The 230-nt window shown below is 43.9% G+C and carries 1 protein-coding gene; it reads left to right on the plus strand.

The window, feature by feature from the left end:
* Window positions 1-230: MBL fold metallo-hydrolase (locus tag SB717_RS39960; RefSeq protein WP_410908919.1), on the plus strand; the 230-nt coding region annotated here is incomplete at both ends.

Raw genomic sequence — 230 nt, forward strand, 5'->3', positions numbered from 1 at the left:
GCGGCTTTCCAGAAGCGGGAGAAGCAACGTCGGGGTATTTGTTTGAACACGATGGTTTTCGTTTACTTGTAGACTGTGGTAGTGGTGTACTAGCACAGCTTCAAAAATATATAACACCATCTGATATAGATGCAGTTGTACTGTCACACTATCATCACGATCATGTTGCGGACATTGGGGTATTGCAATATGCGAGATTAATTACGAGTGCGACAACAAGGCAACTACCG

It is taken from the genome of Priestia sp. SIMBA_032, from assembly GCF_046535215.1.
GTDB classification, from domain to species: domain Bacteria; phylum Bacillota; class Bacilli; order Bacillales; family Bacillaceae_H; genus Priestia; species Priestia aryabhattai.